Origin of the sequence: Halobaculum sp. D14, assembly GCF_051195135.1 — an archaeon.
In the GTDB taxonomy this organism is placed as follows: domain Archaea; phylum Halobacteriota; class Halobacteria; order Halobacteriales; family Haloferacaceae; genus JBNTKA01.
Genome location: NZ_JBNTKA010000002.1, coordinates 338,194 through 364,024, shown reverse-complemented (window position 1 = coordinate 364,024; position 25,831 = coordinate 338,194). Strand labels below are relative to the sequence as shown.

22 protein-coding genes are annotated in these 25,831 nt (G+C 70.3%); 14 read left to right on the top strand and 8 right to left on the bottom strand.

Annotated features, from left to right (window positions below):
• Positions 1 to 93 precede the first annotated feature (93 nt).
• From ACQUST_RS07615 to dmpG, 3 genes are all read left to right on the top strand, one after another.
• The gene (locus ACQUST_RS07615) at positions 94 to 1,581 is read left to right on the top strand and encodes an aldehyde dehydrogenase family protein (RefSeq protein ID WP_435126974.1); all 1,488 of its coding nucleotides are present in this window, start codon (positions 94 to 96) and stop codon (positions 1,579 to 1,581) included.
• 189 nt (positions 1,582 to 1,770) lie between these two features.
• Positions 1,771 to 2,712 carry an acetaldehyde dehydrogenase (acetylating) gene (locus ACQUST_RS07610; RefSeq protein ID WP_435126973.1) on the top strand — a complete coding sequence of 314 codons (942 nt, stop codon included), beginning with the start codon at positions 1,771 to 1,773 and terminating at the stop codon, positions 2,710 to 2,712.
• Positions 2,705 to 3,748, top strand: a complete 1,044-nt coding sequence (gene dmpG, locus ACQUST_RS07605) for a 4-hydroxy-2-oxovalerate aldolase (RefSeq protein WP_435126971.1) — start codon at positions 2,705 to 2,707, stop codon at positions 3,746 to 3,748. Before ACQUST_RS07610 ends, dmpG begins: the two co-directional genes overlap by 8 nt.
• Before the next feature lie 172 nt (positions 3,749 to 3,920).
• Here dmpG and ACQUST_RS07600 read toward each other — a convergent pair whose 3' ends face one another.
• Positions 3,921 to 4,304 carry a VOC family protein gene (locus tag ACQUST_RS07600; RefSeq protein ID WP_435126969.1) on the bottom strand — a complete coding sequence of 128 codons (384 nt, stop codon included), beginning with the start codon at positions 4,302 to 4,304 and terminating at the stop codon, positions 3,921 to 3,923.
• Positions 4,305 to 4,508: 204 nt separating this feature from the next.
• On the opposite strand from ACQUST_RS07600, the gene ACQUST_RS07595 reads away from it, so the two are divergent.
• The 3 genes from ACQUST_RS07595 (at position 4,509) to ACQUST_RS07585 (ending at position 8,366) form a co-directional block, all read left to right on the top strand.
• The gene (locus ACQUST_RS07595; RefSeq protein WP_435126967.1) at positions 4,509 to 5,543 is read left to right on the top strand and encodes an NAD(P)-dependent alcohol dehydrogenase; all 1,035 of its coding nucleotides are present in this window, start codon (positions 4,509 to 4,511) and stop codon (positions 5,541 to 5,543) included.
• Between the two features lie 97 nt (positions 5,544 to 5,640).
• A complete protein-coding gene (locus tag ACQUST_RS07590) occupies positions 5,641 to 6,939 on the top strand; it encodes an ABC transporter substrate-binding protein (RefSeq protein ID WP_435126965.1) in 1,299 nt (432 codons plus the stop codon).
• 467 nt (positions 6,940 to 7,406) lie between these two features.
• On the top strand, positions 7,407 to 8,366 hold the full coding sequence (locus ACQUST_RS07585; RefSeq protein WP_435126963.1) for a VOC family protein: 960 nt from the start codon (positions 7,407 to 7,409) through the stop codon (positions 8,364 to 8,366).
• Between the two features lie 148 nt (positions 8,367 to 8,514).
• Here ACQUST_RS07585 and ACQUST_RS07580 read toward each other — a convergent pair whose 3' ends face one another.
• The 3 genes from ACQUST_RS07580 to ACQUST_RS07570 form a co-directional block, all read right to left on the bottom strand.
• Positions 8,515 to 9,489 carry an amidohydrolase family protein gene (locus ACQUST_RS07580; RefSeq protein ID WP_435126961.1) on the bottom strand — a complete coding sequence of 325 codons (975 nt, stop codon included), beginning with the start codon at positions 9,487 to 9,489 and terminating at the stop codon, positions 8,515 to 8,517.
• Between the two features lie 129 nt (positions 9,490 to 9,618).
• Positions 9,619 to 10,059, bottom strand: coding sequence for a metal-sulfur cluster assembly factor (locus ACQUST_RS07575; RefSeq protein WP_435126959.1), 441 nt, complete (start codon positions 10,057 to 10,059; stop codon positions 9,619 to 9,621).
• Positions 10,056 to 11,129 carry an amidohydrolase family protein gene (locus ACQUST_RS07570; protein ID WP_435126957.1) on the bottom strand — a complete coding sequence of 358 codons (1,074 nt, stop codon included), beginning with the start codon at positions 11,127 to 11,129 and terminating at the stop codon, positions 10,056 to 10,058. The genes ACQUST_RS07575 and ACQUST_RS07570 overlap by 4 nt, the downstream gene beginning before the upstream one ends.
• Before the next feature lie 591 nt (positions 11,130 to 11,720).
• Between ACQUST_RS07570 and ACQUST_RS07565 the strand changes: the two genes are divergently transcribed.
• The 8 genes from ACQUST_RS07565 to ACQUST_RS07530 all read left to right on the top strand — a co-directional run bounded on the left by ACQUST_RS07565 (position 11,721) and on the right by ACQUST_RS07530 (position 20,645).
• On the top strand, positions 11,721 to 14,144 hold the full coding sequence (locus ACQUST_RS07565; RefSeq protein WP_435126955.1) for a type II/IV secretion system ATPase subunit: 2,424 nt from the start codon (positions 11,721 to 11,723) through the stop codon (positions 14,142 to 14,144).
• The gene (locus tag ACQUST_RS07560) at positions 14,077 to 16,038 is read left to right on the top strand and encodes a type II secretion system F family protein (protein ID WP_435126953.1); all 1,962 of its coding nucleotides are present in this window, start codon (positions 14,077 to 14,079) and stop codon (positions 16,036 to 16,038) included. The genes ACQUST_RS07565 and ACQUST_RS07560 overlap by 68 nt, the downstream gene beginning before the upstream one ends.
• Entirely contained in the window at positions 16,035 to 16,745 is a 711-nt protein-coding gene (locus tag ACQUST_RS07555; RefSeq protein WP_435126951.1) for a DUF7289 family protein, read from the top strand. The genes ACQUST_RS07560 and ACQUST_RS07555 overlap by 4 nt, the downstream gene beginning before the upstream one ends.
• Complete coding sequence (locus ACQUST_RS07550; protein WP_435126950.1) at positions 16,738 to 17,187, top strand: DUF7266 family protein; 450 nt, start codon at positions 16,738 to 16,740, stop codon at positions 17,185 to 17,187. Before ACQUST_RS07555 ends, ACQUST_RS07550 begins: the two co-directional genes overlap by 8 nt.
• Entirely contained in the window at positions 17,184 to 17,873 is a 690-nt protein-coding gene (locus ACQUST_RS07545; RefSeq protein ID WP_435126949.1) for a DUF7263 family protein, read from the top strand. The genes ACQUST_RS07550 and ACQUST_RS07545 overlap by 4 nt, the downstream gene beginning before the upstream one ends.
• Positions 17,866 to 18,279: a DUF7262 family protein gene (locus ACQUST_RS07540; protein ID WP_435126947.1), complete on the top strand. Its 414-nt coding sequence runs from the start codon at positions 17,866 to 17,868 to the stop codon at positions 18,277 to 18,279. The genes ACQUST_RS07545 and ACQUST_RS07540 overlap by 8 nt, the downstream gene beginning before the upstream one ends.
• Complete coding sequence (locus ACQUST_RS07535; protein ID WP_435126945.1) at positions 18,267 to 18,815, top strand: DUF7261 family protein; 549 nt, start codon at positions 18,267 to 18,269, stop codon at positions 18,813 to 18,815. Before ACQUST_RS07540 ends, ACQUST_RS07535 begins: the two co-directional genes overlap by 13 nt.
• Before the next feature lie 147 nt (positions 18,816 to 18,962).
• A complete protein-coding gene (locus ACQUST_RS07530; RefSeq protein ID WP_435126943.1) occupies positions 18,963 to 20,645 on the top strand; it encodes a GAF domain-containing protein in 1,683 nt (560 codons plus the stop codon).
• A gap of 24 nt (positions 20,646 to 20,669) precedes the next feature.
• On the opposite strand, the gene cydB is transcribed toward ACQUST_RS07530, so the two are convergent.
• The 4 genes from cydB to ACQUST_RS07510 form a co-directional block, all read right to left on the bottom strand.
• Positions 20,670 to 21,746 carry a cytochrome d ubiquinol oxidase subunit II gene (cydB, locus tag ACQUST_RS07525; RefSeq protein ID WP_435126941.1) on the bottom strand — a complete coding sequence of 359 codons (1,077 nt, stop codon included), beginning with the start codon at positions 21,744 to 21,746 and terminating at the stop codon, positions 20,670 to 20,672.
• A complete protein-coding gene (locus ACQUST_RS07520; RefSeq protein ID WP_435126939.1) occupies positions 21,739 to 23,235 on the bottom strand; it encodes a cytochrome ubiquinol oxidase subunit I in 1,497 nt (498 codons plus the stop codon). The genes cydB and ACQUST_RS07520 overlap by 8 nt, the downstream gene beginning before the upstream one ends.
• A gap of 157 nt (positions 23,236 to 23,392) precedes the next feature.
• Positions 23,393 to 24,634 carry a permease gene (locus ACQUST_RS07515; RefSeq protein ID WP_435126937.1) on the bottom strand — a complete coding sequence of 414 codons (1,242 nt, stop codon included), beginning with the start codon at positions 24,632 to 24,634 and terminating at the stop codon, positions 23,393 to 23,395.
• 430 nt (positions 24,635 to 25,064) lie between these two features.
• On the bottom strand, positions 25,065 to 25,802 hold the full coding sequence (locus ACQUST_RS07510) for an SDR family oxidoreductase (protein WP_435126935.1): 738 nt from the start codon (positions 25,800 to 25,802) through the stop codon (positions 25,065 to 25,067).
• Positions 25,803 to 25,831: the final 29 nt, after the last annotated feature.

Here is a 25,831-nt window from a genome sequence, read left to right as displayed (position 1 = left end):
CGCCGGCGTACCGACGCAGCCCGGTGCAGCGGCGCCGACTGACTCATCCCGCACGTATAAGTAGAGGTGAACGTAACTCGTAGCCGACGACTCATGCCCGAACACGAGACAGACGGACGCGAGTTCTCCGTGGACGCGGACTGGGACGCCCTCTTCATCGACGGCGAGTGGCGGGAGGTCCCGGACCGCGACCGGATGGACGTAGAGAACCCGGCGACCCGAGAGCTGTTCACGCAGGTGCCGGCGGGGACGGCGGCCGACGTCGACGACGCTTACGAGGCGGCGGTCGACGCCCAGGAGGACTGGGCGAACACGACGCCGGACGAGCGCGCCCGCGTGGTGCGGACGGCCGCGCAGCTGCTCGACGACTACGAGGAGGAGATCTGCGAACTGCTCGCCGTGGAGAGCGGCGGGGCGCCGTCCCGGCAGGCCATCGAACACGGCGGCGCGGTGACGTTCGTCCACGACGCGGCGTCGTTCGCGTTCCGGATGTCCGGCCGGCACAACCAGTCGAAGATTCCGGGGAAGGAGAACATCGTGCGGCGCGAACCGAAGGGCGTCGTCGGCGTGATTTCGCCGTGGAACGTCCCGCTGAAGCTGTCGATTCGCGCGGTCGCGCCGGCCATCGCGACCGGGAACAGCGTCGTGTTGAAGCCGGCGGGCGAGACGCCGGTCACCGGCGGCCTCGTCATCGCGAAGCTGTTCGAGGCCGCGGGGCTGCCCGACGGCGTGCTGAACGTCGTCACCGGCCCCGGCTCCACCGCCGGCGACCGGACGGCGGCCCACCCCGACAGCGACGTCATCGCGTTCACCGGGTCGACCGAGGTCGGCCGGCTCGTCGGCCAGAACGCCATCGACCACTTCGCGCTGCCGGCGCTCGAACTCGGCGGCAACAACCCCCACGTCGTCCTGGAGGACGCCGACCTCGACCAGGCGGTCGACGCCGGCGTCTTCGGGTCGTTCTGGAACCAGGGGCAGGTGTGCATCAGCATCAACCGCCACCTGGTCCACGAGTCGCTGTACGACGAGTACGCGGAACGGCTCGCCGAGCGCGCCGCCGAACTCCCTATCGGCGACCCGCGCGACGACGACACGGTCATCGGCCCGATAATCAACGAGTCCCAGCGCGACGAAATCATCGACTACGTGGAGCGAACCGTCGAGGAGGGCGCGACGCTCGAAACCGGCGGCGGCCACGACGGCCTGTTCGTCGAGCCGACCGTCCTGACCGGCGTCACGAACGACATGGCGGCGGCGTGCAACGAGCACTTCGGCCCGGTCGCCCCCATCATTCCGTTCAGCACCGACGAGGAGGCCGTCGAGTTGGCGAACGCGACGGAGTACGGCCTCGCCGGCTCGGTCCACTCGGCGGACCGCGGCCGCGCCCGCGACGTCGCCGACCAGATCGAGGTCGGGATGATGCACGTCAACGACCAGACGGTGAACGTCGAACCGCACGTCCCGTTCGGCGGGAAGAAGGACTCCGGGATGGGCCGCTACAACGGCGACTGGATCCTCCAGGAGTTCACCGAGGACTCGTGGACGTCCATCCAGCGCGAACCGCGCTCGTACCCGTTCTGACGGGGACGCAGCGCCGGCCCTGACGGGTGCTCTTTTCGGCGACGGCCGAGACGTCGACCGCGAAGACAGCCGATGCGACGACAGCCGAAGCGACGGCAGTCGATACGAGGACCGGTGCGTCGAACGACGTCCGGCGCGCGTGCTGCGGCCACCAGTACTGTTAAATATTCGACCGTGGCTTGTTGAGCCATGGGTATAGATGCCGCAATCGTGGGTCCCGGGAACATCGGGACCGACCTGATGTACAAGATACTCGACCGGAGCGACACCATCGACGTCGCCCGGATGATCGGAATCTTCCCGGTCGAGGAATCGGAGGGGCTCCAGGCGGCGGTCGACGAGGGTATCGACGTCGGCACCGACGGCCTGGACAGCGTCCGCGAGCACGCCGACGAGTTCGACGTCGTGTTCGACGCGACCAGCGCCGCCGTCCACGAGCAGCAGGCGCCGGTGTACGAGGAACTCGGCCTGTTCGCCATCGACCTGACGCCGGCCGCGGTCGGCCCGTACACGGTGCCGGTCGTCAACCTCGACGACGTCGTCGGCGACACCACCAACATCAACATGGTGACCTGCGGCGGGCAGGCGACCATCCCCATCGTCCACGCCGTGGACCGCATCGCTGACGTCCGGTACGCCGAGATGATTTCGCACATCGCCTCGAAGAGCGCCGGCCCCGGCACCCGGCAGAACATCGACAAGTTCACGCAGACGACGGCCGCCGGGCTGGAGGAGGTCGGCGGCGCCGACGAGGGGAAAGCCATCATCACGCTGAACCCGGCGGAGCCGCCGATCATGATGCGGAACACGGTGCACACGCAGGTCGCAGACACCGTCGACGTCGACGCGGTCCGCGACTCGGTCGGCCGGATGGAGGCGGAGATTCAGGGGTACGTCCCCGGCTACGACGTGACGCTCGAACCGGTCGTCAAAGACGAGTCCGACGTCGGGTTCGACCTCGGCGACACCGTCGTGTTGACGACGCAGCTCGAAGTGGAAGGCGAAGGCCAGCACCTCCCGCCGTACGCGGGAAACCTCGACATCATGACAAGCGCAGCACTCGGCGCAGCGGAACGAATCGTCGAACAGTCCGGTGAGCAGCGCGTCGTCGGAGGTGCGCTCGATGACTGAGTCGCCGCGGCTCGTCGATATGACGCTGCGCGACGGGATGCACGCCGTCGACCACCAGTTCACGCCCGACCAGATGCGGCGGGTCGCGGCCGCGCTCGACGACGCCGAGATGGACGTCGTCGAAGTGTCACACGGCGACGGCATGGGCGGCTCCTCCATCAACTACGGGATGGCGGCCGCCGACACCGAGGAGTACCTCGAAGCGGTCGCGCCCGAACTCACCGACACGGAGCTGTCGGTGCTGCTGCTCCCCGGCATCGGGACGGTCGAGGAGCTCGACATGGCCGCCGACCACGGCGCCGACATCTGCCGCATCGCCACGCACGTCACCGAAGCCGACGTCTCCCAGGAGCACTTCGAGTACGTGACCGAGCGCGGGCTGGAGGCGAACGGCCTGCTGATGCTGTCGCACATGGCGGAGCCGGAGACGATTCTGGAGCAGGCGCAGCTGATGGAGGAGTACGGCGCCGACGCCGTCTACGTGATGGACTCCGCGGGCGCGCTGCTCCCCGACGGCGTCCGCGAGCGCGTCGAACTGCTCACGGACGAGCTGTCCATCGACGTCGGGTTCCACGCGCACAACAACATGGGGCTCGCCATCGGCAACACGCTGACCGCGCTCGATGCGGGCGCCGTCACCGTCGACGGCTGCCTCCGCGGGCTCGGCGCCGGCTCCGGCAACGCCCAGATGGAGGTGCTGGTGGGCGCGCTGGAGAAGGCCGGCTACGACGTCGGCCCGGACCTGTTCGGCGTCATGGACGCCGCCGAGGACGTCCTGCTGCCGATGCTGACCGAGGACACGATGCCGGAGCTCGACAACGACTCGCTCATCCTCGGGTACGCCGGCGTCTACTCGTCGTTCCTGCGGCACGCCCGCCGCGCCAGCGACCGGTACGGCGTCGACCCGCGCGAACTGCTCATCGAACTCGGCGAGATGGAGGTCGTCGGCGGCCAGGAGGACCTGATCACCGACGTCGCCTCACGGCTCGCCGAGGAGTCCGGGTCGCAGTCCGCCGCCGCCGAAGGCGACGACTGACGACGCCGACTCCGAGACGGCCCCTCCCATATCCCAGCCCGCCGGTCCGCGGCGTCGGTGCGGCGTCGCGGCCGGCGGCTGGTTCTCACGTCCGCGAGCCGCCGGCTTCGCGGTCGAAAGCGCGTCTCCGGCGCGGCGACGCCGCAGAAAAAGCAGTCCGGCCGGTGCCGGCTCAGTCGTCGAACTCCTCGACGAGTTCGACGCCGTAGCCGTCGGGGTCTTCGATGAACGCGACGCGGGCGTTGGCGCCCTCGGAGGTGAGCGGGCCGCGCCGGACGGTGCAGCCGGTCTCCTCGACGAGCCGTTCGACCTCGGCGTCGGTGTCGTCGACCGCGACCGCGACGTGGTCGTAGGCGGTGTCGTCGGTCGCCGGCGGCTCGCGGTCCGGGTCGTACTTGAACTGGATCTCCGTGTCGCTCTCGCCGGCGACGTAGACGTTCCGCGCGCCCTCGCCGCTGACGAACTCGCGGGTCTTCTCGAGGCCGAGCGCGTCGACGTAGAACGCGAGCGTCTCGTCGATGTCCGACACCCAGATTGCGCTGTGAAGCACGTCCATACCCCACGGATGACCGTAATTTCGTATAAAACGACCGGATTCCGTGTCGTCGCCGGCGTCGACGACGGCTCACGGAACCGGGGCTCCTGTCGGTTCGCCGGCCGGCCGACCTGGCCGCGATGCCGGAGCAGGCGACGGCCACCGCCACGACCACACCTTCCGTGGTAACTGTTAACTACACTTGCTCGAAACGGGAGTTCGTTCATGAGAGCAGCACGGCTACACCGGTACACGTCGAACGTCGATGAGGCGTTCACCGTCGAGGACGTCGACCGGCCGGAGATCGCAGCGCCCGACGACGTCGTCGTCGAAGTGGCGGCTGCCGGGTGGTGTCACACCGACAACCACATCGTCGAGGGGGCGATGCGCGACATCGCGGACGCCGAACTTCCGTACACGCCGGGCCACGAGAACGCCGGCACCGTCACCGAGGTGGGAGACGCCGTCACGTCCGTCGAACCCGGCGACTCGGTCGTCGTTCATCCGCCGATGTCCTGCGGGACGTGCCGGGCGTGCCGGCAGGGCGAGGACATGCACTGCCCGGACCACGTGTTCACGGGGCTCGACACCGACGGCGGCTTCGCGGAGTTCCTGCGGACGAAAGCGCGGTCGGTCGTCCAGCTCGACGGGCTCGACCCGGTGGAGGCGGCGCCGCACGCGGACGCCGGGCTGACGGCGTACCGCGCGGTCAAGCGGGCGGCGGCCGACCTGGTCCCCGGCGACTACGCCGTGCTCGTCGGCATCGGCGGGCTCGGCCACATCGGCCTGCAGGCGCTGCACGCCATCAGCCCCACGCGGACCATCGCGGTGGACGTGAAAGACGAGGCGCTCGCGCTCGCCGAATCGCACGGCGCGACCCACACCGTGAACGCCCGCGAGGCGGACGCCGCTGCGGTCGTCGACGACCTGACCGACGGCGGCGCCCGAACGGTGGTCGACTTCGTCGGCTCCGAGGACACGCTGTCGGACGGGCTCGGGATGCTGCGGACCGGCGGGGACCACCACGTCGTCGGCTACGAGGGCGACCTCCACGTCCCGGCGCAGGCGCTCGTCGGCCAGGAGGTGGACTTCCGCGGCACCCTCGTCGGGACGTACACCGAACTGCAGGAGCTCGTCGCGCTCGCCGAGGACGGCGAGATTTCGGTCCGGACGTCGACGCACGACCTCGGGGACATCAACGAGGTCGCGCGGCGGCTCCGCGACGGCGACGTCGAAGGCCGCGCCGTGTTCACTCCCTGAGTCGCCGTCGAGACGCCGCTTCCGAGCCGGTCGGCGGCGCGCACCCACCGCACCGAATGATTTATAATGTTATATAGATACTGACGATTGTCAGCTAATGACACGAAGACAGCGACGAGCGTTCCTCAGAGCCAGCGGCATCGCCGGCGTTTCAGCCATGACCGGACTCGCCGGCTGCACGCTCGGCGGGAACGACAGCGGCGACACGGACAGCACCGCCGACGGCGGCGGAGACAGCAGCGGCGGCGGCAGCAGCACCGACTCCGGCGGCGGGTCGAGCCAGGAGTCCATCACCATCGCGGCGACGGTGCCGCTCAGCGGCCAGTTCTCGTCGGTCGGCCAGGACCTGAAGCGCGGCTACGAACTCGGCGCCGCGCGGATGAACAACAACGACGAGCTCGGCGACGTCAACCTCGTCCTGCAGGACGACCAGAGCGACCCGAAGACGGTCCGCGACAAACTCACCAAGATCATCTCGAACAACGACGTCGACATGATCTGGTCGACGTTCGCGGACCTGCTCGTCGGCAGCCAGATTCAGATCGCCGAGCAGAAGGGGATTCCGCTCATCGCCATCGCGCAGTCGAACGAGAAGCTCCACACGAACAGCGGCACGAAGTGGCTGTTCTCGCCGTTCCCGCAGACGAGAGACCACGTCGCGTCCACCAAGCGCGTCCTCGACTCGATTCCGGAGGCCGACCGGCCGACGAACGTCGGGCTGTGGGTGCCGAACGAGTCGTGGAGCGTCGCGATGGCCGACGAGTGGGAGAAACAGCTCTCGGGCGACTACGACATCGTGCTGCGCGAGACGCACCAGGTCGCGGCGAGCGACTTCTCGACGCTCATCCAGCAGTCGAAGAGCGCCGGCGTCGAGGCGCTGCTCGGCACCGAGACGCCGGTCGGCGGCATCACCGCGATGAAGCAGATCAACGAGGCGGACTTCTCCCCGAAGTTCCAGGAGTTCGTCCGCGCCGCCGACACCGTCGGCTGGAACTCCGCGCTCGGCGAGCAGGGTCGGTACGTCTGCATGAGTCCGGGCTGGGTACCTGGCCTCACCGGCAACGGCAACGCGGATCTCGTGCAGTCGTACCACGACGCCTACGACGTCGGCTCCGGCGAGACGCTCCCGGTGATGGTCGGCGCCACGTACAACGCGACGCAGGTCGCAGAGCAGGCGTTCCTCGAAGCCGGCACGACCGACAAGGCCGCGGTCCAGGAGACGCTCCGCTCCGGCACCTTCACGTCGGTCTGCGGCGAGTTCAGCTTCGACGACGTGGGCCGCCCCGTCGACTTCGTCGCGCCGATGGGCCAGTGGCAGGAGGGCGCACAGCACCTCGTCTATCCTGAGACGGACGGCGAGGAGTACCGCGACCTCGTCTACCCGATTCCGACCTGAAACGACCGCCGACGGCACCGCCGGAACCGCACCGACGACGCACACCAGCGGCGAAACAGCAGCGCCACAGCACCGACGAACAGCCACACTCCCGGCCAGCTTTCTTCGCCGCCGACCGCTCCTCGGAGCGACGCAGCCACGCTCCGCGCCGTTGGACGCCGACGACGCGCGAGCGGTGTCCGCCCGCGACGGGCGGCCAGCGAGCCGACATCGGCCCGGTTTTCGTCGCCACCGCCGCCCCACTTCCGCCGATATAGCCTTTCTCCTGATACTTCGCCGAACATGGTCGGCGGTGCGTCGTCGCCGGCGCCGCATCGCCCCCGCGGTGCACTGTCGTCCCAAAACATATATGATGGTTTAGTCTGGAGTAGTCGTTGATTGTCGATGAGGGACACGACCGCAGCGAGGGCAGCATCACGTACAGCAGACGCGCGGACGGGGCGGGGAGCCGTCGCCGGAGGGCTCCGATGACCGCGCACGGCGCGGCGGTCGCGAAACTCGGCCACGTCGCCGCGCACACGCCGGACCTCGACGAGTCGGTGTGGTTCTTCCGGGACGTCCTCGGGTTCCAGCTCACCGAGCGAGCGGACGGCGTCGCGCACTTCCGCGGCCTCCGCGACTGGGAGCACCACACGCTCAGCATCATCGAGTCCGGCCAGACCGGCGTCGACCACGTCGCCTTCCGGATGGTGAGCCAGGAGGCGCTCGACGACCTCGCAGAGCGGCTGGAGGCCGACGGCGACGACGTCACGTACGTCGACGAGGGCGACGAGCGCGGACAGGGCGAAGCCATCCGCGTCGAGAAGTTCGGCCACCCGTACGAGTTCTACTACGACGTCGAGAAGCCGGAGGCGCCGAAGGAGAAGCGGTCCCGGCTGAAAAACCGCGTGTACGGCGAACACGTCGGGAACCGGATTTCGCCGCGCCGCATCGACCACGCACACGTCCAAGACTCCGTGTCGCCGGCGCACGCCGAGTGGCTGCAGGAGGCGCTCGGCTTCCAGATCAACGAGCAGTACCGGACGAACGACGACGAACTGTGGGGCTGGTGGTTCTCCGTGACGCCGCTGCCGCACGACTTCGCCATCCACCGGCTGCCGGAGGGGGAGGCGCCGCAGTTCGACCACGTCTCGTACCACCTCGACAGCCTGCAGGACCTCTGGGAGGCCGCGAACGTCCTCGCGGAACACGGCATCGAGCCGGACGGCGGCCCCGGCAAACACGCCATCACGAGCGCGAACTTCCTGTACGTCTCCGACCCGGCGAGCGAGCTCTGCATCGAGTTCTTCGCCGGCCCCGGCTACCTCAACTTCGAGCCGGACTGGGAGCCGATCGAGTGGACCGAAGCCGAAATCGGCGGCGAAACCAGCCACCAGTGGATCGGGCAGGGGCCCGGCTGGGAAGGGCTTGACTACCCCGACGAGTAACCCGGAGCCGACCCGTTTTCCGCGGTCGCCGTCGGCAGTTCAGCGACAAGCCTACGAGTTCCTCAGCGGCAGCCGACGACCGGTCGTTCAGCAGATGCGACTCGGCGGCGAGAACAGAAGTATCGACCCGGGCCCCGAGGCCGGCGAGTCAGATGATGCTGTGGAGGTTGCCGGCGAAGATGTCCTCGCGGGCGTCCTCGTGGACGTCCATGTCGTTGACGGCGTCGATGGAGACGTCGATTGTGCGGCGGCCGCGCTCCGGGCTGAACGGGTAGTCCGTCCCGAAGATGACGTTGCTCGACCCGAAGAAGGAGTCGGCGCACTCCAGCGCCGAGACGGAGCCGGAGACGGCGGTGTCGGCGTAGAAGTCCTTGAAGTAGTCGGCGGCGGGGCGGTCGAGGACGGCGGCGTTCTCGTGGAAGCTGGCGTAGTTGTCCGGGTACGCCTGCCGCTGCTCGTAGAACATCGCGATGCGCTCGCCGTAGTACGGCACCATGCCGCCGCCGTGGTGAGACACCAGTTTCAGGTCCGGGTAGGCGTCCATGACGCCGCCGAACACGAGCCGCGACAGCGCCAGCGTCGTGTCGAACGGCCAGCCGAACAGCCGGTGTTCCATGTACTCGGACGCCCAGTCGTACCACTCCCAGAGCTGCGGATGCATCCACAGCGGCGTGTCCGTCGCCTCCGCCTTCTCGAACAGCGGCCAGAACACGTCGTCGTCGAGCGGCCGGCCCTCCACGTTCGAGAATATCTGGACGCCCGCCATGTCGAGGTCGTCGACGCAGCGGTCGAACTCCGCGAGGAACTCCTCGCTCACCATCGGCAGCGTCGCCACCGGGATGAAGTCGTCCGGGTGTTCGTCGGCCAGCCGCCGAATCTCGTCGTTCGCCAGCCGCGTCAGCTCCAGCGCCAGGTCGTGGTCCATCCCGCGGAACACGGTCGGCAGCGCGAGCGTGATGACCTGCTTGTCGACGCCGTAGTCCGCCATGTCCTCCTTCCGCTTGTCGATGCCGAACAGGAACTCCGGCCGGCCGGACAGCCCCTGGAAGCCGTACTTGTCCACGAGCGCGTCGTAGAACGGCTCGGTCAGGATGTGGGTGTAGCCGTCGATGATTTCGGGCATGCCTGACGGTATCGACAACACCGGCATAGTTCTTTGGCTCTCCGCGGCGCGCGTCGCCCCCGGCGGATTCCCGCGGACTACCGACAACGACGACGCCAGAAAAGCGTGGTCCGGCGAGTCGTCGCCGGCTCAGCCGTCAGTCGCGTCGCGTTCGGCGGCCTCCGCTTCGAACCGGGAGCGGTGTTCGTCGAGGACGGCACGGCGCCGCCGTTTCGCCTCGTCGCTCATCAGCTCCTCGGTCCACTCGAAGCCGCCGTCGGTAGTGAGTTCGACGGAGTCGACGCCGGGGAGGTCGCCCACGGCCGACTCGACCTCCTCGGCGAAGTACGGAACCATGTGGCACAGCGGCGTCGTCAGCCGCATCTCCACGTCGACGTGGCGGTCCGCGACGTCGACCGACTTCACCAGCCCCATCTCGACGATGTCGAGGTTCGACCCGGTCGCCGCGCTGCACGGGTCGACGACCGATTCGAGCGCCTCGCGGACGCGGTCCGGGCCCGGTGCCGCGTCGCCGTCATCGTCGCCGGTGCCGTCGCCGTCCACGTCGGGGTTCGACGCCGGGGCGCTCATTCCGCCACCTCGAACTCCGTCGTCGACCACGGCTCGTCCGCGAGTTCGACGTCGCTGTACTCGTCGTCGCGGGTCTGCCGTTCGAGTTCGTCGATGTCGAAGCCGTGCGCTTCCGCGAAGTTCTCGCCGAGAATCTTCCGTTTGTCCTCCTGGGTAATCTGGAAGCTGCCGCTGAAGCTCTCCATCTCCGGGAAGTCGTACTCCCAGAACCGTTCGAGCAGCAGCTGCGGGTGGAAGTGCGGCGCGCCGGTCCCCCACAGGATCTTGTCGATGGCCTGTTTGCCGCCGCCGAACAGCAGGTCTTGCATCGCGTCCGCGAACGACGTCGGCGTCGTCACGATCTCGGTCAGCGTCAGCTCCAGGTTCACGTAGACGTTCGGGTGGCGCGCGATCTGCCACCCGGTCTCCTCGGCGAACGTCAGGCCGCCGTGGACGATTTCGAAGTTCAGCTCCGGGAAGCTGGCCGCCGCCTCCTCGACGTCGCCGACCTCGTACGACTCCGCCGGAACGGCGCCGAACGGGAACGCCTTGTGGACGGCGACGACGTCCAGGCCGAGGTCCGCCGCGTGCTGCCACAGCGGGAACGCCACCTCCGGGTCGTCCATCTTGAAGCCGTGGTGCTCGCCGTCCTGCTCCCAGTACGACGGGTACACCTTGACGCCGTGCGGGTCGAACTCCTCGACCTGCCGCGTGAGTTCCGCCTGCGGGTCGTCCATCCCGATGGCGTCGATGCTCGCCAGCGCCGACGCCCGCGTCGGGTTCCGCTCGACGAACTGCTTCGCCTTCTCCTCGGCGGTCAGCCCGTCGTGGAACACCGTAATCGACTGCGGGTGGAAGTTCGCGAAGTCCGTCTGGCTCTCGCGGAACAGCGCGTTCTCGGTGTTCTGAACCGGCCAGTCGCCGAGGAACGACTCCCTGGTGCGCTCGTACCCCGCCGGCATCTGCTGTTCGAGGCCGACGCCGATCTCCGCGATCTGCTCGGCGTACCGCGGCACCCGGAAGTTCGACTCGGTCTGGTTGTACGCGTGCGTGACCGCGTCGATCACGAACACGTCGTCTAACGTTACCATACCACTCGGCTCTGGTTCCACCTAAATATGTATTGTGGTGAAAATTCGCGATAGTTCCGCAGGAGAATCGAGCGACGGCGAACCGAACCGGCCCACGCTCACGGCGACCGCCGCCGCTGACCTCGAAGCGCCACTCGCCAACCCTGCGTCGCACGAGCGGTCCGTGAATCCACGTGGCGAGGCCAGACACAACAACGAGCAGTATATAACAGAATTAATATAGTTTTTAGCTATCGAGAGTTTACCTGTTATTACCGACTCGTCGTTTAGGAGCCACATAACCCAAATATCCGCCTGCTGAACGAGTACGCCACGACAGGCGCATCCTCATAACGAGCCGGGAGAAATATTCCAGAGACGCAGATTTAGCGCTTGAACCCCCGATATTCTCGATATTTAAGATTCCGCGTTCGAATCCGCGAAAACCGAGACGAAACCTCAGATTTCGTTGTGTTCTGGTATAGAGATAAATATTCGATAGGTATTCCGATGAGGCCCGGTGGCTGGCTGAGGCTTCGGCCGCGCCTCCCCAAATAGAATCAATCCTGTTCACATACGAAATTTTATAGTGTGGTAGGTGACAGACGGCGTATGCAATCGACCGACCGGCGGGACGTGCCGCCGCCACCGCCGCCCGGTGACCCGGACGCGTGGTACGCGCCGGACGTGCACGAACAGTACGCTGTGCATCCGGGCGTCGTCGCGACGGTTCGCTCCGACGACGCAGCCGCCGACGCATCAGTCGCCACACACGCGAACGGAGACGGCGGCGGCGACAGCGACGCAGAAACCGCCGGCGACGTGGTCCGCGGCGCCGGCCGGACGTTCCGGTACGAGACCCGCGAGCCGACGCTGGGCGTCGTCGGCGACGCCGCGACGCGGCGCGTCGCCGCTCACTTCGACGCCGGGCAGCACCGCCGGCCGCTGACGCGGGCCGGCGCCGTCGACCGCGCCGCGCGCGGCTTCGAGCCGAAGTACGAGCGCGCAATCGACCGCCTCGTCGACGCCTCGCCGGCGCTCCGCCGCCGCATCGACTACCACGCGCTCCGGGAGTTCCGGCTGCTCGACGACGTGACGCCGCTCGCGCTCGACGACCGAATCGAGGTCGCCGACGCGGGCGGCCCGGCCGACGACGGCGCCCTCGTCGTCCACACCGCGGACTTCGCGCCGGTCCGCACCGACGTCTCCGTCGACGCGCCGTACGCCGGCCGCGTCGCCAGCGAGCGGCTCCGGCTGTACACCGTCCGGTTCGACGCGTTCGCCGTCGACGTCGAGGTGTACCGCGACCACCTGCTCGGCGACGACCGGTTCACCACGAAGTACGCGGTCCGGGAGCCGCCGCTGCTGCCCGGCGACGCGGCGCTCATCGACGAGTGCAAAGAGCGCATCTGGGAGGCCAACGTCGACTCCGTCGTCGACGACAGGGCGGCGCTCGTCGACGAACGCACCCGTCGGTTCCTCTCGCGGCGCCTCACCGCCCGGAACACGCGGGCGTGGCTGGCCGCCGCGCGGTACCGCGTCCGCGACGCGCTCTCGGAGTACGGGCTGTCGGTGCCCCCGGTCGACTCCCGGTTCGCCGCCGACCGCCTCGACGACCTGACGTACTACGTGATGCGCGACTTCGTCGGCGAAGGCATCCTGACGGTGCCGCTCCGCGACCCGCACCTCGAGGACGTCGAGGCGAACCGGGTCGGCGAGCGCGTCAAGGTGGTGCCGCGCCGGGACGTCGCGGCTGACGGCCGCGTCCCGACGAACCTCGCGTTCGACGACGAGGCGCAGTTCGTGAACGTCGTCACGCAGCTGGCCGCGATGGACGGGACGGAGCTGAACGCGTCGACGCCGAGCGGGAAAGTCAACCTGAATCTGCCCGGCGTCTCCGACACCATCCGCGCCGCGGTCGCGCTCCCCGTCATCTCCGAGGGCGGCCCGCACCTGTCCGTGCGGAAGCAGTCCAGCGATGTCCTGACGCCAGCTGACCTGGTCGCCGACGACGCGGTGTCGACGGAGCTGGTGACGCTGCTGTGGTTGCTGTACGAACACGGTGGCGTCGTGCTGTTCTCCGGGCCGACCGGCGCCGGCAAGACGACGCTTCTCAACGCCCATACGCCGTTCATCCCGTTCGATTCGCGGCCAATCTCGATCGACGAGGGGAGCCGCGAGGTGCGGCTGCCGCACGAGACCGGGGTGTCGCTGACGACGCGCGACCACGAGAACGAGTACAAGCGCGTGACGATGGCGGACCTGATGACCGAGACGAACTACCTCAACCCGGACGTCGAGGTCATCGCGGAGATAAACACGCCGGCGTCGTTCCGGACGTTCGCGGAGACGCTGAACACCGGCCACGGCGTGCTCGGGACGACGCACGCCGAGACCGTGGAGACGCTGGTGAACCGCGTCATCGAGCAGGGGCTCCCGTCGTACCTGCTCGGCGAAATCGACCTCGTGGTGTTCCCGCACCACGTCGACGGCGACCGGTACGTGAGCGAGGCCGTCGAGCTCGCGTCGACGCCGGCGTTCGACGACTGCGGCGGCGCGGGCGGCGTCGTCGAGAAGAACGACACGGCGGTCTACTGGAACCGCGTCGTGGACCGCGGCCCCGACGGGTCGTTCTCGCACGCGTACAGCCACCCCGAACTCGGCGACGCGGTCCGCCGCGTCGACCACCGCGTGTTCCACCGGCTCGCGCGCCGAACCGACCGCGCCGTCGACGACGTCGAAGCCGAGTTCCGCCGGAAACACCGGTACGTCAGGTACCTCGTCGAGGCGGGCGTCACGGACTTCGAGGAGACGTTCGACTTCCTCGCCGACCTCCGGACCGACGAGGCCGCGACCGTCGAACGGGTCCGCCGCACGCTCGCCGAGCGGGGCGGAGGGGGCGCGGACGCGGACCCAGGTCCGGGGGCAGACCCGGAGACGGACACGGGTCCGGAACCGGACACTGACCATGCTGCCACCGACGGCGGCCTGCCCGGAGACGGCGACTCGTCGGAGCCGGAGGGGGACGGTGACTGAGCACGCCGGCGGCGCCGTCGAGTCGGGGGGCGACGCGGCGAGCTACCGGCTCTCGGTTCCGGACCGGGCGCTGTACGCGCTGTTCGCTCGGCACGCGGACGCCGGGCGGCACGCCGTCGACCGGAAGCGGTCCCGCGGCGCGGCGATGCGGACGAGCTTCGACGTGTTCCTCGCGCGGACGTACGGCCTGTCGTGGCTGGTCTGTCTCGCCGTGGCGACGTGGCTGTTCGTGGTGCTGTCGGCGCTGCCGGCGGCGACGCTCGCCGCCGCGGCCGACGTCGTCGCTGCGACCGGCGTCCCGGTGCCGGCGATGCCGCGGCTGTACGCGACCGGCGCGGTCGCCGCGGGCGTCGCGCTCGCCGCAAAACGCGCGACGATTCGGCTCGCCGGGACGTATCTGCGGTTGCGCGTCTCCGCTCGCCGGACCGGCATCGACCGGACGCTTCCCGGCGCGGCGCGGTACCTGCACGCGCTCTCGTCGGGCAGCGACGGACCGCGCGAGATGCTGCGTCGCATCGCCGAAAACGACGCGTACGGCGAGACCGCGGTGTCGTTCCGGGCGGCGCTGAACACGACGACGCTGACCGGGAGCCTCCGCGCAGGGCTCGGCCGGGTCGCCCGCGACACGCCGTCGCGGAACGCGCTGGCGCCGTTCCTTTTGAAGTTCCGCGAACACGCCACGCAGGGCGACGACGCGCTGTCGAACTACCTCCGGCTCGAGTCGCGGATGCTCGGCCACCGACGCGAACGGGCCCGCGACCGCAACGCGGACTTCATGGAGCTCGTCGCGGAGCTGTTCGTGGTCATGCTGGTGCTACCGGCGCTGCTCGTCGTCGTGTTGACGGTGCTGAGCGTGCTGGCGCCGGGGCTGTCGGAGGCGGTCGTGACGCCGCTCGGCACGACGACGCTGCGCGCGCTCGTCGTGTACGGCGCCGCCGCGTTCGTGCTCGCCGTCGGCGCCGGGGCGGCCGCGATGGTCGGCCGGCTCCGTCCGTCCGACCAGCACGTCTCCTACCGCGCCCCGCGGACGCCGGCGGCGCTGCTTCGCGCGGCGCCGTCGAACCCCGCGGCGGCCGCGGCGGTCCTGCTGGTGCCGGCCGTCGCGGCGACCGCCGCGCTGTGGTCGGCGCTCGACGACCCGGTGAACGCGCTGCTGCTCGGCTACGCCGCGTACGCGCTCCCGGTCGGCTTCGTGTCCGTGCGGCGCGCGCGGCTCGACGACGCCAAGGACCGCGAAATCAAGGACTTCGTCCACGCCGTCGCGGGCCACGTCGGCCTCGGTCGGCCGCTGCCGGCCGCCGTCGAACACGTCGCCAGCGACATCGACCTCGGGCCGTTGAACCCGGACGTCGCCGACCTGGCGTTCAACCTCACGCTCGCCGGGCGGGCCGGCGGCGACCTCAGGACCGACGCGCTGGAGCGGTTCGTCGACCGGGTCGGCACGCCGCTGGCGGCGCAGACGATGGGGCTCGTGACGGGCGCGCTCGACGCCGGCAGCGACGCGGAGGCCGTCTTCGAGACGCTGCAGACCGAAATCGGCCGGCTGCACCACGAAAAGCAGGCGCTCCGCGGGAACATGCAGGTGTACGTCGCGGTCGGCTGGACGACGGCGCTGCTCGTCGTCGCTATCGTGGTCGGGCTCGACGTCACGGTCATCGGCGGCTTCACGGACCTCGCCGGGCTCGCCAGCGTCGGCGGCGCGGGGTCGCTGAACCCGGACGCCGTCGACCCGGCGCGCGCCCGGCGGCGGTTCTACGTCGTGACGCAGGCGACCGTGTTGGCGTCGGGGCTGTTCGCCGGCGCCGCCGAGCGCGGCGGCTACGCGATGCTGCTCCACTCCGGAGCGCTGGTCGTCCTGTGCTACCTCGGGTTCGCGGGCGCGGGGCTGGCATGAACCGGCGGGCGCAGTCGCACGTCGTCGGCGTCGCGCTACTGCTCGGCGTCACGGCGCTGTCGCTCGCCGCGCTGACCGCCACCATCGGCGCCATCGTCGACGAGAACGCCGCCGGCGTCGACGCGGACCGGGTCGCGGCCGACGTCGACGCGGCGCTCGCACCGGCGGCGGTCACCGGGCCGCACAGCGGCCGCGTCGCGTTCACCGCCGGCCGCCTGTACACGGAGCCGCGAACCGTTCGGCTGCTCAACGACTCCGGCGTCGTCGCCGCGGTACCGGCGGACGCGCTGGTGTACGACGCCGGCTCCCACCGGGTCGCGTTCCTCGGCGGAGCGATGGTCCGCGGCCGCCCGGGCAACGCGGTCGTCACCGGCGACGCGCCGGTCGCGGTCTCTGCCGGCACCGTCGTGGTCGGCGTCGCGGCGCTCGGCGGCGAACGCGTCGACGTGTCCGGCGACGGCCGACTCACGCTCTCCACGCGGGTGAGCCACGACCGGACGTCGATGCCGCGTGGGAACTGGCGCGTCGCCGTCGAAACCGCGACGCCGGCGGCGTGGGAGCGCTACTTCGGCCGGTTCGGCGCGTCCGTCGACCGGCGCGACCTCGACGGGGACGGCGACGCCAGCGTCGTCGCGTCCTTCCCGGGGGAGCGGCGCGCGCACCTCGTCGTCCACCGGCTCCGCCTGGAGGTGTACGGCAGTGCGTGACCGACGCGCCGTCACGCCGGCCGTCGCGAAGACGCTCGAACTCGGCGTCGTCCTGCTGTTCATCGGCGCGGTCTCCGCGTCGCTGGTGGGCGGCGTCGCGCCGGAGTACCGGGCCGCCGCGGGCGACGAGGCGGCCGGCCGTGTCGTCGCCGCCGCGGCGACGCACGTCGAGGCCGCGGTGCCGGTTCCGGTCGACGCGTCCGCCGTCAGCGTCGAACGGCGCGTCGACCTGCCGCCGACGATTGCCGGCGCGGCGTACCGCGTCGTCGCCGACGGCGGACGGCTCACGCTCTCGCACCCGAATCCGGGCGTCGCGGCGTCGACGCCGCTCGCGCTCCCCGACCGAGTCGTCGTCGACGGGACGTGGGAGAGCGGCGCGGAGACGGTGGTCACAGTCGAATCGTCCGCGAACCGACTGCGCGTCCGGCTGGTGAGCAGATGAGCAGGCAGCGCTCCGCCGTCGGATTCCCGGCCGGGGGCCGCGGGCAGGCGTCGCTGCTCGCGCTCGCGGCGGCGCTCGTCGCGCTGACCGCCGCAATCGGCCTGTCGGTCGCGTTCGCGGACGCGGCGCTCGCGAGCGCGGACCGCTCCCCGGTGGAGCGCCGCGCGGCGGTGACGGCCACCGACCGGGTCGTCGCGCCGGATTCGCCGCTGACGCGTCGGGCGAACGTCCTCGACCGCGGCGCCGTCGACGCGCTCACCGCGGACGCGCTCGTCGACCTCGTCCCGCCGCTCGCCGACGCGGCGTTCCGGGTTCGGCTCGGCGGCCGAACCGTCGTCGAACGCGGCGACCCGGTCGGCGGCACGGCGTTCCGCCGCATCGTCCTCGTCGCCGCCGACGCCGAACGCACCCGCAGCATCGACGCCGCCGCCGGCGCCGTGACGCTCCCGCGCCGCACCGGGACGCTCCGGTTCGACTTCACGGACTCCGACGTCGAGACGGTCCGGGTGAACGGCCGCGTCGTCCTCCACCGCGACGGCGGACTCGCCGGCACCGAATCCGTCGCAGTCTCCCGGTTCGAGACGGCTCGCATCACGGTGGATGGGAACGCGACCGGGACGATCCGGGTGTCGTCGTACCCGGAGCGGACCGTGAAGGCGACCCTGGAGGTGACCGTCGATGCCTGACCGGGACCGGGGGCAGCTCTCGCTGCCGGCGCTCGAAGCCGCCGTCGGCGTCGCGCTGCTGCTCGCCGTCACCGCCGGGTTCGGCGTGGCGCTCCCCGACGCCTGCACCGCGGAGGCGCAACTCGACGCGTACGCCGCCGACGCCGCGACGGTTCTCGCCGAGGAACCACCGCGGCACGTCGACGCGTCGCGGCTCGCGGAAGCCGGAGCGTCGGCCGCCGCGTTCGACCGGGAGCGCGACGCGCTGCGGCACCGAGTCGAACGCATCCTCGGCGACAACCTCATGTTCCGGGTGGAGACCGCGTACGGTGCCGTCGGCTTCGAGCGGCTGCGCCGCGTCCCTATCGGTCGAGCGGTGGTGCCGACCGGAAGCGGCGAGGTGACCATCGAGGTGTGGTTCGCGTGACCGCCGGCGAACCAGCGGGCGGCGGCCGGAGTCGCGGGCAGTTGGTGCTGGTCGCCGCGGCGGTCGTCGCGGTCGCGCTCGTCCCGATGACGTTCGCGTATCTGTCGCTGAGCGCGCACCCCGACGTCGACGCCGACGCGGCGTCCCGGCCGGGGGCGTCGACGGTGCCGGCGGTCGAGCGCGCCGTCGCGAACGCCTCCCGCGGCGTCTCCGGGTCGTATCCCGCGTCCGACCGTGGCGCCGCGCTCGACGCGTTCGACGCCGCCGCCGCCGGAGACCTTCGCGCCATCGAGCGGTCGCGGCTCCGCGAATCCGTCGCGGTCGACGTCGCCCGGAACGCCTCCGCGGCCGCGACGTGGTCGGCGACGAACTGCCCGGGCGGCCCGAACCGCGAGTTCGGGGGCTGTGCGGCGACCGACGGCGTCGTCACGCAGCGACGCGTCGGCGACGTTCACGTCGTCGCGGTCGCGGTGACCGTGACCGTGACCGAGCCGCGCGGCGTCTCGCGACTCACCGTCGTCGTCACGGTTCCGTGACCCGACGCCCCGGTCGGCCCGGCCCGTCGGTTCGCCGATAGCCGCGCGCGGATTCGCGGGAGGTGATACAGATTCCACGGAAGATACCGCCGAAGCGACGAGAAGGAGGAGTAGATTCTTCCGGGAATGCGACAAATAACCCTGACAGTGAACCGCATCTCAGCTCGGACGGGCGGCCTCGTGCTGGCCGCGTTCGGCGTCGCTCTGTCCGCGTTTCACCTGCGGACCTCGGTGGTGCTGCGGGACGCGCCGACGCTGGCCGTGGTGGACGGCGTGCTCCCGTTGCTGCTGTCGGCGATGCTGGTCCTCACCGGGGTGCGGATGGCGCGCGGCGCCCTGGTCCCCGACCAGTTCGTGGGGTGGGCGCTGGCGTGGACCGCCGTCGGTGCGGCGGTGCTGGTCGCGGCGGCCGGGTGGCTGGTTTCGCACGCCCTAACGAGGGGGCCGCTGCCGGTGGACGCGACGCTGACGCTGCTGAACGCGGCGACGCTCGGCGCGCTCTTCGGGACGCTCGTCGGCGTGTACGACGCCCGGCGACGACAGCAGCAGCTGCAGGTAGACCAGCTGAACCGCATCAACAACACGCTGCGCATCGCGACGCAGGAAATCGTGGACGCCGACAGCCGGAGCGAACTCGAACGGCGGGTGTGCGAGCGGCTGCAGCAGTCCGAGCCGTACGAGTCGGCGTGGATCGGGCGGTACGACCCGGAGACGGACGTCGTCCGGCCGGACGAGTGGGCGGGGCTCGACGACGAGTACTACGAGTCCGTCGTCATCACGGTCGAAGCGGACGACGAACACGGGCAGGGAGCCGGCGGGAAGGCGATTCGGAGCGGCGAGATTCAGTGCTCACAGGACGTCACGACGGACCCGTCGATGGAGCCGTGGCGCGACCTGTTCGCGGAGCACGGCGTCGAGTCGGTCGCCGTCGTCCCCATCGTCGACGGCGACGACGTGTTCGGCATCCTGAGCCTCTATGCGGACCGGCCGTACGTCTTCGACGAGGCCGAGCGGCAGGTGCTGACCGAGCTCGGCGAAACCATCGGCCACGCCGTGCGGTCGCTGGCGGCGCGCGAACAGCTCAGCAGGCGCGAGCGGGAACTGGCGAACCAGAACAAGCACCTCGAGGAGTTCGCGTCCGTCGTCAGCCACGACCTCCGGAACCCGCTGAACGTCGCGCAGGGGTTCGTGTCGCTCGAACTGGAGCGCCGCGACAGCGACCACCTGCGCCGCGCGGCGGACGCGCTCGACCGGATGAACGAACTCATCGACGACATCCTGACGCTGGCGCGGACCGGCCGAGCGGTCAGCGAGTTCGACCGGGTCGACCTCGCTGCGGTCGCGGCGGACGCCTGGGCGACGACCGGCACCGCGGCGGCGACGCTCGAAACCGAGCCGTCGCTCGGCGCGGTGTCCGGCGACGAGAGCCGCATCCGGGAGCTGTTCGAGAACCTGTTCCGGAACGCCGTCGAACACGCCGGCGACGACGTCACCGTCTCCGTCGGCGGCCTCGACGACGCCGACGGCTTCTACGTCGCCGACGACGGCCCCGGCATCCCCGAGTCGGACCGCGAGTCGGTGTTCGAGGCGGGCTACTCGACGAACCCCGACGGCACCGGCTTCGGCCTCAACATCGTCCGCAGCATCGCCGACGCGCACGGCTGGGACGTCGCCGTCACCGACAGCGACGCCGGCGGCGCCCGCTTCGAGTTCACCGGCGTCACGGCGGTCGACGGCGGCGCGGCGGCCGCTGACACCGACGCCGATGCCGACGCCGACGCTGCAGGCGGCGATTCGGACTGCGGCGCGGCCGGCGGCGCGGACGCCTGAGTCTGCGGTCGTCGCGGTGCGGCGTCAGTAGGCGTCGCCGGCTTCGATCGGGCCGCTGAAGGCGCTGTACAGCACGCCGAAGTAGGTGAGGACGAGCGGCAGCAGCACGGCGGCCGCGACCGACATGAGGTTCAGCGGGATGGTGGAGACGACGGCCTCCTGGACCGTGAGGTCGGTGGCGGGGTCGGCGACGGGGGACAGCAGCGCGCAGACGAGCGCGGCGAGCGCGTACACGACGACGCCGCTGGCCGCGAACGCGACGAGGTCTGCGTCCCGCCGCATCGCCGCGACGGTGCCGCCGGTGGCGGCGACGGAGACGGCGACGAGCGCGACGCTGACCGGGGCCGTGACCGCGGCGGCGACGCGGGGAGCGGCGGCCGCGGCGGCGGCGAGCGCGGCGACGACGGCGACCAGATACGCCGCGGCGGCGCGTTCGCCGTACCATCTGACGTCGTCGCGGAGCGCGCCGCGGGTCTTCAGCCGGAGGAACGCGGCGCCGGTGACGACGGTGAGCGCGACGACGGCGACGCCGACGACGGCGCCGACGAGCGTGACCGTGCTCCGGGCGCCGACGAGCCAGTTCCCGACGAAGACGCCGAGCAGGAACGGCGCGGCGACGCTGCCGACGACGAACGACCGACCCCACCAGCGCTGCCAGCCGTCGTCGTGCCGCTGCTCGTACATCTCCGGGGCGAGCCCGCGGAGGAACAGCGCCGCGAGAATCGCGAACATCAGGAGGTAGTGCCGGCTGAACAGGTTCGCGTACACCGGCGGGAACGCCGCGAACGTCGCGCCGCCGAAGACGACGAGCCACACCTCGTTGCCGTCCCAGAACGGCCCGATGGCGGCGAGGATGGTTTCGCGCTGCTCGTCGTCCTCGCGGGTGGCGAACAGCGCGCCCGCGCCGAAGTCGAAGCCGTCGAGGAACAGGAACGTCCCGAGCAGGAAGAACAGCAGCGCGAACCACAGGTCCGCGAGCGGCAGGCCGAACAGCGGCCCGTCGGACAGCGACACCGCGAGCGGCGCGGCGAGCGCGTCGGGCAGAGCAGCGAGTCCGGTGAGGTGTGCGGCGAGCGCGCCGAACAGCGCAGCGTCAGTCATCGTCGCCACCCCCGGCCGAATCCGGTTCGGGAGCGTCGCCGGGGGCGCCGGCAGCAGCGGCGTCGCCCGCGGCGGCGTCACTGGTCGTGCCGCCGGCGTCCGGCTGCGGGGTCGCGCCGAGTTCGTCGAGCGACGGCGGGCCGCCGCGGAGGATGCGGAGGATGACGTACACGTACAGCGTGAGCAGCGCGAGGTAGCCGGCGGCGAAGCCGGCGAGCGTCAGCGTCGCCTCCGCGGCGGTCAGCCCCGGCGACACAGCCGCGGAGGTCTTCATGACGCCCTGTATCACCCACGGCTGCCGCCCGACTTCGGTGACGATCCAGCCGACCTCGACGGCGACGAAGCCGAGCAGCGACGACCCCATCAGCGCCTTGTGCAGCAGGTCGTCCTCGACGAGCTCGCCGCGCCACCACCGGTAGGCCGCCCAGAACGCCAGCACGATGAACCAGGTGCCGAGCGCGACCATGATGCGGAACGACCAGAACACGATGGCGACCGGCGGCGCCTGCGTCTCGAAGGAGTTCAGGCCGCGAATCGTCGCCTGCGGGTTCCCGCCGCTCGCCAGCCACGACGCGCCGCCCGGGATGCCGATGCCGAACAGGTGCTTGGCGCGCGGCGTGAACAGCCCGGAGATGCTCGTCGGGAACGCGACGATGTACTCAGGGACGTACGACGAGGTCTCCCAGACCGCCTCCATCGCCGCGAACTTCTGCGGCTGCGTCTCGAAGACGTGCCGTGCGTACGCGTCGCCGTGGAGCACCTGCAGCGGCGCCGTGATGACCAGCGCGACGATCGCGATTTTCAGCGTCGACTCCCAGAAGTCGACCTGCTGCACCGGGTAGCCCCAGACGTGGTGCCGGAACACGTGGTAGGCGGCGACGCCCGCCATGAACAGCGCCACCGACTCCACGGCGGCGTTCTGCATGTGAACGAACATGTAGGTGAACCGCGGCGTGAAGTACGCCGCCATCGGGTCCGTCAGGTGGATGACGCGCTCGCCGTTCTCCACGACGACCTCGTAGCCGCGCGGCGTCTGCATCCACGAGTTCGCGATGAGAATCCACACCGCCGACAGCCACGTCCCCAGCCCGACGGCGACGCTCGACGCGAAGTAGAGCCTGTCGGACACCCGGTCGCGGCCGTACACGAAGATGCCGAGGAACGTCGCCTCCAGCATGAACGCCATCATCCCCTCGGTCGCCAGCGGCCCGCCGAACAGGTCGCCGGCGAACGCCGAGAACGCCGCGAAGTTCGTCCCGAACTCGAACTCCAACACGAGCCCGGTGACGGTGCCGACGACGAAACTCACCGCGAACACCTTCGTCCAGAACCGCCGCAGCTGCTCGTACACCGGGTCGCCGCCGCGCACCTCCTTCCACGTGAAGTAGACGAGGAACGGCGCCAGCCCCATCGACATCACGGGGAAGATGATGTGGACGATCGTGGTGAGCGCGAACTGAAGCCGGCTTGCGAGGACTGGGTCAACCATTGTGTCGTGTGTGGGAGCGTCGTGGTTCGGGTCAGGTCCGATTCGAGTCCGGGTCGGTTCGAATTCGGGTCGTGCGCCGACGGCCGAGTCTCGTGACGGCCGCGTCTAGACGGGGGTTTCACGCGGATGCACAAAAGCCGACTCCCCGCCGGACCGGTCAGTGCGCGTGCGCCGACTCGGCGTCGGTGGGGCCGGCGCCGTCGTCGGCGTCGTCCCCGGCGAACGTGATGTACGCCTGCACCGCGAACACGACGGTGAACGCGGCGTTCAAGTAGAGCGTGTAGCCGGACGGCGCGGTGCCGCCGGCCTCGCCCTGCGGCGGAATCAGCCCGAGGCCGCTCCAGGCGTAGTGGATGGCGACGCCGGCGATGACGGCCGTCACGAAGATGCTGACGAACAGGACGGCGGCGAGCCGAAGCCCGTAGTAGCGCCGGTAGGCGTCGTCGATGGTCGGGACGATGAGGTCCGCGAAGATGAACGACATGACGCCGCCGAACGCGATGCCGTTGTTCCAGAGGATGACGGCGAACGGGACGTTGCCGACCGAGCAGACGAACGTGACGACGCCGACGACGACGCCGATGACCGCCGACGCGACGACCCAGCCGAGCGTCCCTTCGGCGCCGACGCCGAACAGCGTCGTCCACCACTGCCGCGGCACCAGCGCGCCGATGAGCCCGGCGACGAGGAAGCCCGCGGCGATGTCCTTCCAGAGCATGTCCCACTCGCCGATAGCGTTCTTCGCGGCGAGCCGCCAGCCCTGCGCGGTGAGCAGCCGCCGACCGCCTGACTCGTCGCTCTCGTGGCTCTCCCGGTAGGCCGACCGGCACGACTCCGAGCAGAAGTACTCGGTGCCGTCGTCGGTGTCGAGCGTGACGACGTCGTCGCTGGTCGGGTCGACCTCCATGCCGCAGTTCGGGTCGCGGACGCCCTCCGTCGACTGGAGGTGCGTCCGGGCGGCCTCGAACCACGACGCCGGGACGACGTACTTGAACGTCGCGGCGAGCAGGACGATGAGGAGGAGGCCGGCGACGTAGTCCGCGACGACGAACTGCCAGCCGAGCAGAATCCACATGACGAGCCCGAGTTCGATGACGAGGTTCGTCGACGCGAACTGGAACGCCGCGAGGCTCGCGACCGGCGACGCCCCCTTCTTGAACAGCGACTTCGTCGTCGCGACCGCGCCGAACGAACAGCTGGAGGAGGCGGCGCCGAACGCGGTGCCGAGGCCGAGTTCGCGCAGGCCGTCGCCGCCGAGCGCCGCCGTCATCTGCTCTTCGCTGACGAACGTCTCGACGGCGCCAGCGATGGTGAATCCGAGCACGAGCGCCCACCACGTCTCCCAGAACATCTCGCCGGCGAGCCGAAGCCCCTCGACCGCCGCGTCGGCGAGCGTCACGGCCGCTCACCTCCCGGTTCGCCGCAGCCCCGTCTCCCGCCGCGGCTCCCGCTGCCGCGGGGTAGCAATCCGCCGTCACGGCTCCGCCCGTCGGTTCCTCGTCGGCTCCGCGACCGACAGTCGGTTCGGCTCTGGAACTGTCGCACGGGAGACCGTACGCGCTACTCGGTTACGTGGATTTCCCTTTCAGCGGTTCGACAGGACGGCCCGAGTTCTTCAGATTCCAAACCGAGCGGGCACGACGCTCTCGGAACGAAAAGTGTCGCTGGCGTCGCAGTCCGAAACGACTGATGGCGCAGTGGCTCGCGGTGTGGTCGAGTTGAGGAGTCGAGAAGTGCGGCGCACGTCCCCTCGCGGTCGCGCCGCGTTCCGCCTCGTATCTACCCGTTGTGACGAGAACTACTTAAACGGGGTCGGGTGGCCGAGCCGGTCAGAACCCGGCGAACTTGTCGCGCCGATACAGGTTCAGTTCGCTCACGGTGTCGGTGGCGTCCTGCTGGAGCGAGAACCGGATGGCGTCGGCGATTGCGTCCGGGCTGGTGGCTTCGTCCTCGCCGTACTGCTCTTCGAAGGCGGCGCCCTGCTCGGAGGCGAACTCCGTGCGGACCTCCGTCGGATTGACGACCGTGACCGCGACGCCGTCCTCGCCGACGACGCCCTCGAGGCTGTGGGCGAACCCGCGGGTCCACCACTTCGTCGCCGCGTACACCGGATTCCCGGGGCGCGGGTACTGCCCCGCGAAACTGCCGAGGAACACCAGCGTCCCCTCGGACTCGCGGAGGTGCGGGAGCGCGGCCCGCGTCGCAAAGAACATCCCGTCGATGTTCACGTCCATCATCGTGTGGAAGTCCTCGTCGGACATCGACTCCACGTCGCCCTCGAGCCCCACGCCGGCGTTGTTCACGAGCGCGTCGACGCCGCCGTGCTGCTCGACCGCCGCCTCCACGAGCGCGTCCACCTGTTCGCGCTCGGTGACGTCGGTCGGCGCCGCGGACGCCGACACGCCGTACTCGGCTTCGAGGTCGGCCGCCAGCGTCTCGAGTCGCTCCGCGCGGCGCGCGCCGAGCACGAGGTTCGCGCCCGCGTCCGCGAGGCTGCGTGCCGTCGCCGCGCCGATTCCGCTGCTCGCGCCGGTGATGACCACCGTGTCGCCGTCGATGTCCTGCATACCAGTGGGCTACGGCGGCACCGGCAAAG

Excerpts from the sequence above, each read along its gene's own strand:
- ACQUST_RS07615 (WP_435126974.1), top strand. The coding sequence starts at position 94 with ATGCCCGAACACGAGACAGACGGACGCGAGTTCTCCGTGGACGCGGAC.
- ACQUST_RS07610 (WP_435126973.1), top strand. The coding sequence starts at position 1,771 with ATGGGTATAGATGCCGCAATCGTGGGTCCCGGGAACATCGGGACCGAC.
- dmpG (WP_435126971.1), top strand. The coding sequence starts at position 2,705 with ATGACTGAGTCGCCGCGGCTCGTCGATATGACGCTGCGCGACGGGATG.
- ACQUST_RS07600 (WP_435126969.1), bottom strand. The coding sequence starts at position 4,304 with ATGGACGTGCTTCACAGCGCAATCTGGGTGTCGGACATCGACGAGACG.
- ACQUST_RS07595 (WP_435126967.1), top strand. The coding sequence starts at position 4,509 with ATGAGAGCAGCACGGCTACACCGGTACACGTCGAACGTCGATGAGGCG.
- ACQUST_RS07590 (WP_435126965.1), top strand. The coding sequence starts at position 5,641 with ATGACACGAAGACAGCGACGAGCGTTCCTCAGAGCCAGCGGCATCGCC.
- ACQUST_RS07585 (WP_435126963.1), top strand. The coding sequence starts at position 7,407 with ATGACCGCGCACGGCGCGGCGGTCGCGAAACTCGGCCACGTCGCCGCG.
- ACQUST_RS07580 (WP_435126961.1), bottom strand. The coding sequence starts at position 9,489 with ATGCCCGAAATCATCGACGGCTACACCCACATCCTGACCGAGCCGTTC.
- ACQUST_RS07575 (WP_435126959.1), bottom strand. The coding sequence starts at position 10,059 with ATGAGCGCCCCGGCGTCGAACCCCGACGTGGACGGCGACGGCACCGGC.
- ACQUST_RS07570 (WP_435126957.1), bottom strand. The coding sequence starts at position 11,129 with ATGGTAACGTTAGACGACGTGTTCGTGATCGACGCGGTCACGCACGCG.
- ACQUST_RS07565 (WP_435126955.1), top strand. The coding sequence starts at position 11,721 with ATGCAATCGACCGACCGGCGGGACGTGCCGCCGCCACCGCCGCCCGGT.
- ACQUST_RS07560 (WP_435126953.1), top strand. The coding sequence starts at position 14,077 with ATGCTGCCACCGACGGCGGCCTGCCCGGAGACGGCGACTCGTCGGAGC.
- ACQUST_RS07555 (WP_435126951.1), top strand. The coding sequence starts at position 16,035 with ATGAACCGGCGGGCGCAGTCGCACGTCGTCGGCGTCGCGCTACTGCTC.
- ACQUST_RS07545 (WP_435126949.1), top strand. The coding sequence starts at position 17,184 with ATGAGCAGGCAGCGCTCCGCCGTCGGATTCCCGGCCGGGGGCCGCGGG.
- ACQUST_RS07540 (WP_435126947.1), top strand. The coding sequence starts at position 17,866 with ATGCCTGACCGGGACCGGGGGCAGCTCTCGCTGCCGGCGCTCGAAGCC.
- cydB (WP_435126941.1), bottom strand. The coding sequence starts at position 21,746 with ATGACTGACGCTGCGCTGTTCGGCGCGCTCGCCGCACACCTCACCGGA.
- ACQUST_RS07520 (WP_435126939.1), bottom strand. The coding sequence starts at position 23,235 with ATGGTTGACCCAGTCCTCGCAAGCCGGCTTCAGTTCGCGCTCACCACG.
- ACQUST_RS07510 (WP_435126935.1), bottom strand. The coding sequence starts at position 25,802 with ATGCAGGACATCGACGGCGACACGGTGGTCATCACCGGCGCGAGCAGC.